The following is a 9,646-nucleotide window of genomic DNA, read 5'->3' as shown; positions in this document are numbered from 1 at the left end:
TGTGTTCAATTCTTGGAGCATCACCGGCTTCCTGCAAATTCATTCCAAAATCTACTAAATTCATTACTATTTGAACGTGACCTTGTGGTTGAAAATCACCTCCCATAACACCAAAACTTACATAAGGATTTCCGTTTTTGGTAATAAATGCTGGGATAATGGTATGAAAAGGTCGTTTTTTAGGCTCATAAGTATTAAACTTTCCTTCTTCTAACGTAAATAATTCACCGCGATCTTGTAACATAAAACCTAATTTTGGAGGCACCATTCCAGAACCCATTCCTCTATAATTACTTTGTATAAGAGAAACCATATTACCCTCTTTATCGGCTACCGTTAAATAAATAGTTTCTCCAGCACTAATTTCTCCAGCATTGTATTTTCCAGCCCTTTCAGTAATTAATTCTTTTCTGCTTTTCGCATATTCTTTATCCAATAATTCTTGAACCGGTACTTTTGCAAAATCCATATCTGCATAGTATTTTGCTCTGTCTTCAAAAGCCAGTTTTTTAGCTTCAGTAACAATATGAATATGTTCAGCAGATCCAAATTCAATATTTGAAAAATCATATTGTTCAATAATATTCAACATTTGTAAAGCAGCAATTCCTTGTCCGTTTGGTGGTAATTCCCACACATCAAAACCTCGATAATTTACGGAGACTGGCTCTACCCATTCCGATTTGTGAGTTGCCAAATCATTATACGATAAAAAACCTCCTTGTTCTTTTATAAAATTAACAATTGTATTTGCCATTGCACCTTTATAAAAAGCATCACGGCCACCTTTAGCTAATTTAGAATAGGTAGTTGCCAAATCCGGATTTTTAAAAATTGTTCCTTTTGAAGGCACTTTACCATTAGCCGTATATGTTTCTAATACATTAGGAAATTTAGCTCCTAAATATGGGACAGAACGTTCAAAATAATATCCAATTAGTTCGGTAACTGGGAAGCCTTCATTCGCATAATTTATTGCTGGTGTTAAAATTGTATTCATTGGTAATTTTCCAAATTTAGCATGCAATTCAAACCAACCATCAACACAACCAGGCACACTAACAGGTAAAGGACCTAAAGATGGGATTTTTTTATAATTATTATCTTTAAAATATTTTAATGTTAATTCTTCTGGTGATCTTCCACTTGCATTTAAACCGTAGAGTTGTTGTGTTTTTGCATCCCAAACTATGGCAAATAAGTCACCACCAATACCACTTCCTGTTGGTTCCATTAAACCCAGAGCTGCATTGGCTGCAATTGCAGCATCAATTGCGGAACCGCCCTTCTTCAAAATATCAATACCTACTTGAGTAGCTAAAGGATGCGAGGTTGCTACCATTCCGTTTTTTGCAATTACTTCTGATCTTGTAACAAAATTTGCACCAGTAATTCTGTCTTGAGCATTTATTTGTATTGAAGAAAATGCGATAATAACTATTAATAAATATTTCATAATTGAAGATTTTATGGGTTCTAAACAAATTTAAATTAAAAAATCATATAATACGAAGAGATTTAACGCAAAAAATCCTAACAATTTCAAAAGAACTGTTAGGATTTTTATTTTTTCGAATTTAATTAAACCTCTTAAAAAGAATAGTTTAATCCAAACATCCAGTAGGTTTGTAATTTATTATCAACATTGCTAAAAGTAGCAGTATCATCATCTACTAAAGCATAGTTTAAAGCTTCTTGCTTGTTTTTTCTTAACCCTAAATCAAAACCAACACCAATTCCTTTCCAAAGAGTGTAACCAAATGAATTTGTCCAAGTCCAGTTAGAAAAATCTGAACTTTTATAACTTTGAAATGCAGAAAGGTTTGTTTTAAAATTTACAGCACCAAGTTGCTTGGTATAATCTGCAACTATTTTAGCACCTAAAGAAGACTCAAAAATAGTTTCACCTTTACTAAAAACAAAATTATAGTTTAATGGATGAATTACTACAACCAAATCTGCAACTGGAGTCCAAGTGGCTCCAACCCCAAGGTCTAAATAACCAGGGTCGTTAAAATTACTTAAAATGGTTGTTTTGTATTCACCTAAAGTTGAAATTGCAAATTTTTCACTTAATTTATACCCATATAAAGATGTTATACTAAACACATCTGTTGCTTCTTGAAAATCTTTATTATCTGTTGGATCGTCTTTATCATCAAACTTTACCCAGCTTAAATTAACATTTGCAGAGTTTCTCCAAAAAAACTTTTCTTGCAATAAATTTGCAAACGCGTTTACTGTAAATCCAATATTCCCTGTAGATGAATTCGGTTTTCCTTTTGAATACCAATTGTCAAAACCAGAAAGATTTCCACCAATTGTACCAAACGCACCTTTTTTCCAGCCTGGAAGTGCGTCTATTTTACTTTGAATCGCTTTTACTTTTGATTGTAAGGCAGCTATTGAATCTTTTTTAGGAGCTTGTTCAGCTTTTAATTCTTCAATTGTTTGTGCATTTAGGTACGTTATTCCAAACATACACACTAATACTAAAATTACTTTTTTCATATTTTAAAATTTAAATTTTTAAGAGCGCAGATATGCATTAATAAGACAACTTTTATTGAAAAAAGTCACATTATTTTTTAATTTTCTAATTAAATATTAATTGACAATTGCTGTAAACTGAACATATAATAGTTAAATTTAAGAAAAAAATGAGACAATAGTTAGTCTAATTTAAATAAATAAAATGATCTGCTGATTTTAGACTAAAATAACAGTATAACTAATATAAATGAAAAGACTTTAGCAGTTATTTTAAAACTAAAATCCATAGTTAAAACTTAGCCCAAAAACCTCTCTTATTTGAAAGCCCTCAAAAGCATTATCATCGTATATAGATTGAAAAATAAGGTTTGTAGTAAAATGATTATTAATTTTCATTACAAGATTCATTGTGTAATCAATATCAATATTTTCTGGATCTTCTAAATAATTGGCATATAAATTAATTAGATTTTCAATCGAAATATTTTCCATTAAGTCGATTTTTAATCTACCTGAAGCATTAAAACCTAATTCCAATCTTGTATTTTTTCCTTCTTCAACTCCAAAATAGGCTCCTTTAGGCAATGTAAAATCTTTATCTACAATTACTAATTTAGTAGTAGCAGGAGCAATATTAAATTTAAAGTTTTTGCTTTTTTCCCATAACATACCCGGTCCAATTAAAAATGTAGCTGGTGAAAAAAAGTTGGTAAATTCAGTTCTAATTTCTTTTCCGTTAGCATCTTTACTATATTTAAACCCTTTAGTAAACTGTGTTTTAAAGTTAAATAAAACAGAATAATACCAAAAACCTTCTGCATTAATACCTAATAATGAGTTAAATTCGATCCTATCGTCGGTTTTTTTTTCAAACTCAGTGTTTTTACTTTTAGTTAAACCATAGGAAGTAGTAATATTATTTTTCCAAGTATAGTTTCCCTTGGCATAATCAAAGTTGTAATTTATACTGGCATTACCAGCTAAGGTGTTTTCACCTCTTGCTACCCAATTAGTAAATGCAGATTGATTGAACATAAAAGAAATTTTTCCCTTTTTAGTCCAGTTTGATTTTGGAGTAGATGATTCTTTTTCTTGAGACAACAATAAAGTAACGTTGAACCCCAACAGTAAACATAGAAAAAAAGCTTTCTTCATAAAATTCTAATTGAAAATTATAATTTAAGCGAGCAAAATTAATAAGAATACTTTATATAAAAAAGTTAAAAAACGTGTTATTTACATTTAAAAAGTTGAATTATTTAAAATGATCTGATTTAATATGTTTGGGTAATTAAAAGGCTTGTCTGAATTAGTTTAAATATTTTTTTTATAAAACTAACTCTCTTCATTTTTATCAATTAAACCAAATTTTTTAGCTCTAGCTTCCCAACTTTTTCTGGCAAGTAGTTGTAAGTCTTCAACAGTATCACGTTCGTCCATAATTTCTAAACCGAGTAAGGTTTCAATTACATCTTCCATAGTTACAATTCCGCTAGTTGTTCCATATTCGTCAACAACCAAAGCAATGTGTTCTTTGTTGGCAATAAATTTTTCAAATAAATCTGGAATAGGAATTGTTCTATTTGTTATTATTAATTCTCTTTTTATTTCAGAAAGTTTTTTAGATCCATTGCCTTTAATAATTTCTTCCATAACATCATCTTTCAAAATAAAACCGGTGATATTGTCTGAATTGTCATTAAAAATAGGAATTCTAGAGAATCGTAATTTCGGATGTAGGTTAAAAAACTCTTGAATTGTAATATCTTCAGAAGCCCTTGTCATTACAGTTCGGGGAGTCATAACATCTTTTACTTGTACTAATTTAAAGGTAAGTAGATTTTTAATAATAGCACTTTCACTTTCTTCAAAAACACCTTCTTCGTGTGCAATATCGGTCATTGTATGAAAATCTTCTCTACTTAAAATAGAACCATGACCACCTCTTCCTCCAATTAGTTTGGTAGTTAGTTGAAGCAACCATAACGCACCTGTATATTTTAATACAAATATAAAAGGAATCAGCGTATTTGCAGTAAAACCAGCTAATTTATTCCAATATTTCGCTCCTATTGTTTTTGGTATTATTTCTGAAAAAACCAATATTAAAATAGTCATTATTGCAGAAATAATTCCAACGGCATTGATTCCAAATATATTTATTTCAAAATCTAAAGATTCTGCTTGAACTCCAACCAATATTGCACCAACAGTGTGTGCAATGGTATTTACGGTTAAAATTGCAATTAAGGGTTTATCAACATCTTTTTTTAGAAGTTCTAGTTTAGAAGCATAAGCTTTTCCTTCTTGTTTTTTTATGGTTATAAATGTTGGAGAAATACTCAATAATACTGCCTCTAAAATAGAGCATAAGAATGAAAAGAAAAGAGAAACTGCAGCATAAAATATGAGTAACGTCATTAGTTGAGTGATTTAAAGGCTAAATGTAAGTAATAAAATGGCAACTTGAAAATAAAAGATAATTCTAAAAAAATCTCTAATGTATTTTCAAAGGCAAGCTTAAAATGCTATTTTTTCTTTTTATAAAGTGATACCGTAGAACAAGCTTCTCCAAACATAATGCTTTTTGCAACTGGCTGTAATTTTTCAATCAACTGAATATATGCAGTTTCTGGAATTGGTTTATTGGAGCAACCCTTAATAATAACAGGAAAATCTTTATACGTTTCAACACTAAAGTTATTTAGCATATCCTGAAAAATTGCTATATCTAATTGTTCTAAATTTCCAATAATAGTTTTTATTGCAAACGGACTTGTGTAGGTTGCAATTAGCATGTAAGCCCAAGACGGAATTATTGCATCAGAGGAGCAAGTAAGTGCTATATAATGGTTTTGGTATTGACTCCAATCGTGATTTTTTAAATACTCACGAAAGTCTTTTTCTTTTAAAATGAGTTCATGAAACAACCATTTTTTTATATCAATACTAGTTCTTGGACCTTTTGGATAAAAATCTTCAAGATCTATGGTTTTTAGTTTGCTTTTAGCAACTCTATTTACAATCTCGTCTGCCATTATAAAAAACCAAGTTCCAATTTTGCTTCTTCGCTCATCATATCCTGCGTCCACATTGGGTCAAAAGTAATTTCAACCTCAGCATTTTTAACTTCTTCAAGTGTTTTTACTTTTTCTTCAATTTCAACAGGTAATGTTTCAGCTACTGGACAATTTGGAGATGTTAGGGTCATTAATATTTTAACATCGTTATTTTCACTTACAAAAACATCGTAAATTAATCCTAATTCAAATATATCTACTGGAATCTCAGGATCGTAAATAGTTTTTAAAACTTCTACTATTTTATTTCCTAATTCTTCTACTCTATTACTATTCATACTTAAAACCGTTCTTTATATTCATTCTAAATAAGAGCAAATATACTCAATACATTTAGGTTTTCGGGAAATTTGGCGAATTTATTTTTTTCTTTATCAAGGCAAAATTTTCAAACATAGCCTTAGCCATGGTTTAAAATTTTAACGCAGAGAAAGGGAAAAAGAAAGCGTGAAAAAACTGAAAACCAATGTGTGCTGAGTTTATACATGAATTAACTCAATTTAGATTGAAAAGCGAGTGCGTATAATTTTATTTGTTTAATCATAGAAACCAATCCGTTCGCTCTTGTTGGAGAAAGATGTTCTTTTAAACCAATTTTATCTATAAAAAACAAATCAGCATCTAAAATAGCTGCCGGTGTTTGCTCATTAAAAACACGTAATAAAATAGCAACAATTCCTTTTGTTAAAATGGCATCACTATCTGCTGTAAAGTTAATTTTTTGGTCTTTAATTTCTGAATGTAGCCAGACTTTGGACTGGCAACCAACTATTAAATTTTCATCTTTTTTGTAGGTTTCGTCAATTAAAGGCAAGGATTTTCCAAGTTCGATAATATATTCATAACGTTCCATCCAGTCATCAAACATTGAAAACTCATCTATAATTTCTTCTTGTATTTCTTTGATAGTCATTTTTTAAACTTATTTTTGCACAATCTAAGATTGCAACTTTTAAAGAACTGCAAAATTAAGGTAAAAAAATTAGAATTCCATTCCTATAAAGGCAGGAATCTTATCTATAAATATATTTGTAAATTATTGACAGATTCTTGTATTTACAGGAATAACAAAAAACTTAAAATGAGTAAATTATTAATTGTTGGAACGGTTGCTTTTGATGCTATTGAAACTCCGTTTGGTAAAACTGATAAAATTTTAGGTGGTGCTGCAACCTATATTTCACTTTCTGCATCACAATTTGGAGTAAAATCAGGAATTGTTTCTGTTGTTGGTGGAGATTTTCCAACAGCATATTTAAAAAAATTAAATGATAAAAATATCAATACAGATGGTATTGAAATTATAAAAGAAGGTAAAACATTTTTTTGGAAAGGAAAATACCACAACGATTTAAACACAAGAGATACATTAATTACAGATTTAAATGTATTGGCAGATTTTGAACCTGTGGTTCCGGAAAAGTTTTTAGATACTGATTTTTTAATGTTAGGAAATTTACATCCTTCTGTTCAAATGGCAGTTATTAAACAAATTCCTGTAAGACCTAAATTAGTTGCATTGGATACTATGAATTTTTGGATGGATAATACCTTACCAGAATTAATGGAGGTAATTGCTAAAATTGATGTAATTACAATTAATGATGAGGAAGCAAGACAGTTATCTGGTGAATATTCTTTGGTTAGAGCAGCCCAAAAAATACAAGAAATGGGACCAAAATATGTGGTGATTAAAAAAGGAGAACATGGTGCGCTATTGTTTAACGATGATAATGTGTTTTTTGCTCCAGCTTTACCTTTAGAAGAAGTTTTTGATCCAACAGGTGCTGGTGATACATTTGCAGGTGGATTTATTGGACATATTGCTCGAACAGGTGATATTTCTTTTGAAAATATGAAAAGAGCAGTAATTTCAGGATCTAATTTAGCTTCATTTTGTGTTGAAAAATTTGGAACAGAACGTATGGAAAATTTAACTTTTCAAGAAATTCAAGAACGTTTATTACAATTTAAATTATTAACTCAATTTGAAATTGAATTAGGTTAATTTTATTTTAAAATTCTGCACTTGTGCAGAATTTTTTAGTTACATATATTACTATACTAAAACATAAACTATGAGTGACGCTATTAAGCACGAATGTGGAATTGCAATGGTTCGATTGTTAAAACCACTTCAGTATTATAAAGATAAATATGGTTCTGCGTTTTATGGTTTAAATAAAATGTATTTGTTAATGGAGAAACAGCACAATCGTGGTCAAGATGGTGCAGGTATAGCAAGTATTAAATTTAATGTAGCTCCCGGAACGCGTTATATTAGTCGTGTTCGCTCAAATGCCGACCAACCCATACAAGATGTTTTTGCTCAAATTAACAATCGTTTAAATGATTTAAATGAACAATTTCCTGAAAAAATTGACGATGTAAAATGGCAAGTTGAAAACGCACCTTACATTGGAAACCTATATTTAGGTCATGTACGTTACGGTACTTTTGGAAAAAATAGTATAGAAGCTGTACATCCATTTTTACGTCAAAGTAATTGGATGCATAAAAGTTTAATTGTAGCAGGTAACTTCAATATGACCAACTCTAAACGTTTGTTTAATGATCTGGTTGAAATTGGTCAACACCCAAAAGAAATGACTGATACTGTTACAGTTATGGAGAAAATTGGTCATTTTATTGATGACGAAGTTAGCAAATTATATGAAAAATTAAAAGATGAAAAAAATGTCTCTAAGAAAGACGCTTCTCCTTTAATTGAAAAACGAATTAATATAAAAAAAATATTAAAACGTTCTGCAAAAAACTGGGATGGCGGCTATGCAATGGCTGGTTTATTGGGACATGGTGATGCTTTTGTATTACGTGACCCAGCAGGAATCAGACCCGCCTTTTATTATAAAGACGATGAAGTTGTTGTTGTAGCTTCTGAGCGACCAGTAATTCAAACCGTTTTTAATGTTGCAATTGATGATGTAAAGGAATTAGAACCTGGGCACGCTTTAATTATGAAACGTGATGGAAAAGTTACTTTTGATCAAATTAGAAAACCGTTGCCGCAAAAATCATGTTCTTTCGAACGTATTTATTTCTCAAGAGGAAGTGATGCAGATATATATACCGAACGAAAAAATTTAGGAAAATTAGTATTCCCTAAAATTCTGGAAAAAATAAATAACGACTTAAAAAATACCGTTTTTTCATACATTCCAAATACTGCAGAAACTTCTTTTTACGGCCTGCGTGAGGCTGCAGAAGATTTTTTAAATCAACAAAAAACGGCTGCCATTTTACATGGACAACGAAATTTATCTGCTGATAAAGTAAAAGAAATTTTAGCTGAAAGACCTCGTATAGAAAAATTAGCCATAAAAGATGCAAAACTTAGAACTTTTATTGCGGATGATAATAGTAGAGACGACTTGGTTGCTCACGTGTACGATGTTACTTATGGAATTGTAAAACCAGATGATAACTTGGTTATTATAGACGATAGTATTGTAAGAGGTACTACTCTAAAAATGAGTATTATTAAAATTTTAGACCGATTAAAACCTAAAAAAATCATTATAGTTTCATCGGCTCCACAAATTCGTTATCCAGATTGTTATGGAATTGATATGGCAAGAATGGGCGATTTTATTGCCTTTAGAGCAGCTTTAGAATTATTAAAAGAGACAAATAACTTCAATTTGGTTGAAGAGGTATATAATAAATGTAAAGCACAACAACAATTAGAAGATTCAGAAATTGAAAATGCTGTAAAAGAAATTTATGATGCCTTTTCAGATGAACAAATTTCAGATAAAATTGCTCAAATGCTTAAAACAGATGAAATAACTTCTGAAGTTGAAATTATTTACCAATCTGTTGATAATTTACATACGGCTTGTCCAAATCATTTAGGAGATTGGTATTTTACAGGAGATTATCCAACACCTGGAGGGAACAGAGTTGTTAACGATTCCTTCATTAATTTTTATGAAGGGAGTAACAAAAGAGCTTATTAAAAACAAACTTTAATCCTTAATTTAGATAGTATAAAAGCAAAAAATTTATTTTTTTAGTTTTTGTACTGTTTATAAGTACTATCAATTTCTCTG

9 protein-coding genes are annotated in these 9,646 nt (G+C 30.1%); 2 read left to right on the top strand and 7 right to left on the bottom strand.

What is annotated here, in order from left to right; all coding sequences use genetic code 11:
* The 7 genes from ggt to AB1Z17_RS05760 form a co-directional block, all read right to left on the bottom strand.
* Positions 1-1,456, bottom strand: a 1,456-nt coding sequence (ggt, locus tag AB1Z17_RS05790; RefSeq protein WP_368050849.1) for a gamma-glutamyltransferase, incomplete at its 3' end; no start/stop codon positions are given.
* Between the two features lie 134 nt (positions 1,457-1,590).
* On the bottom strand, positions 1,591-2,511 hold the full coding sequence (locus AB1Z17_RS05785) for a DUF3078 domain-containing protein (protein ID WP_368050848.1): 921 nt from the start codon (positions 2,509-2,511) through the stop codon (positions 1,591-1,593).
* A 258-nt stretch (positions 2,512-2,769) separates the two neighbouring features.
* Positions 2,770-3,648, bottom strand: coding sequence for a DUF3078 domain-containing protein (locus tag AB1Z17_RS05780; protein ID WP_368050847.1), 879 nt, complete (start codon positions 3,646-3,648; stop codon positions 2,770-2,772).
* A 180-nt stretch (positions 3,649-3,828) separates the two neighbouring features.
* On the bottom strand, positions 3,829-4,914 hold the full coding sequence (locus tag AB1Z17_RS05775; RefSeq protein WP_368050846.1) for a CNNM domain-containing protein: 1,086 nt from the start codon (positions 4,912-4,914) through the stop codon (positions 3,829-3,831).
* A gap of 107 nt (positions 4,915-5,021) precedes the next feature.
* Positions 5,022-5,531 carry a DUF2480 family protein gene (locus AB1Z17_RS05770; RefSeq protein ID WP_368050845.1) on the bottom strand — a complete coding sequence of 170 codons (510 nt, stop codon included), beginning with the start codon at positions 5,529-5,531 and terminating at the stop codon, positions 5,022-5,024.
* Entirely contained in the window at positions 5,531-5,851 is a 321-nt protein-coding gene (locus AB1Z17_RS05765; protein WP_089377942.1) for a DUF59 domain-containing protein, read from the bottom strand. Before AB1Z17_RS05765 ends, AB1Z17_RS05770 begins: the two co-directional genes overlap by 1 nt.
* Positions 5,852-6,063: 212 nt before the next feature.
* Positions 6,064-6,486, bottom strand: coding sequence for a SufE family protein (locus tag AB1Z17_RS05760; protein ID WP_368050844.1), 423 nt, complete (start codon positions 6,484-6,486; stop codon positions 6,064-6,066).
* Positions 6,487-6,654: 168 nt separating this feature from the next.
* On the opposite strand from AB1Z17_RS05760, the gene AB1Z17_RS05755 reads away from it, so the two are divergent.
* On the top strand, positions 6,655-7,581 hold the full coding sequence (locus AB1Z17_RS05755) for a PfkB family carbohydrate kinase (protein WP_368050843.1): 927 nt from the start codon (positions 6,655-6,657) through the stop codon (positions 7,579-7,581).
* Positions 7,582-7,651: 70 nt separating this feature from the next.
* Positions 7,652-9,553 carry an amidophosphoribosyltransferase gene (locus AB1Z17_RS05750; protein WP_368050842.1) on the top strand — a complete coding sequence of 634 codons (1,902 nt, stop codon included), beginning with the start codon at positions 7,652-7,654 and terminating at the stop codon, positions 9,551-9,553.
* The last annotated feature ends 93 nt before the right edge of the window (positions 9,554-9,646 follow it).

Origin of the sequence: Lutibacter sp. (assembly GCF_040883305.1) — a bacterium.
Taxonomy (GTDB): Bacteria; Bacteroidota; Bacteroidia; order Flavobacteriales; family Flavobacteriaceae; genus Lutibacter.
This window is presented reverse-complemented; position numbering and strand designations above follow the sequence as displayed.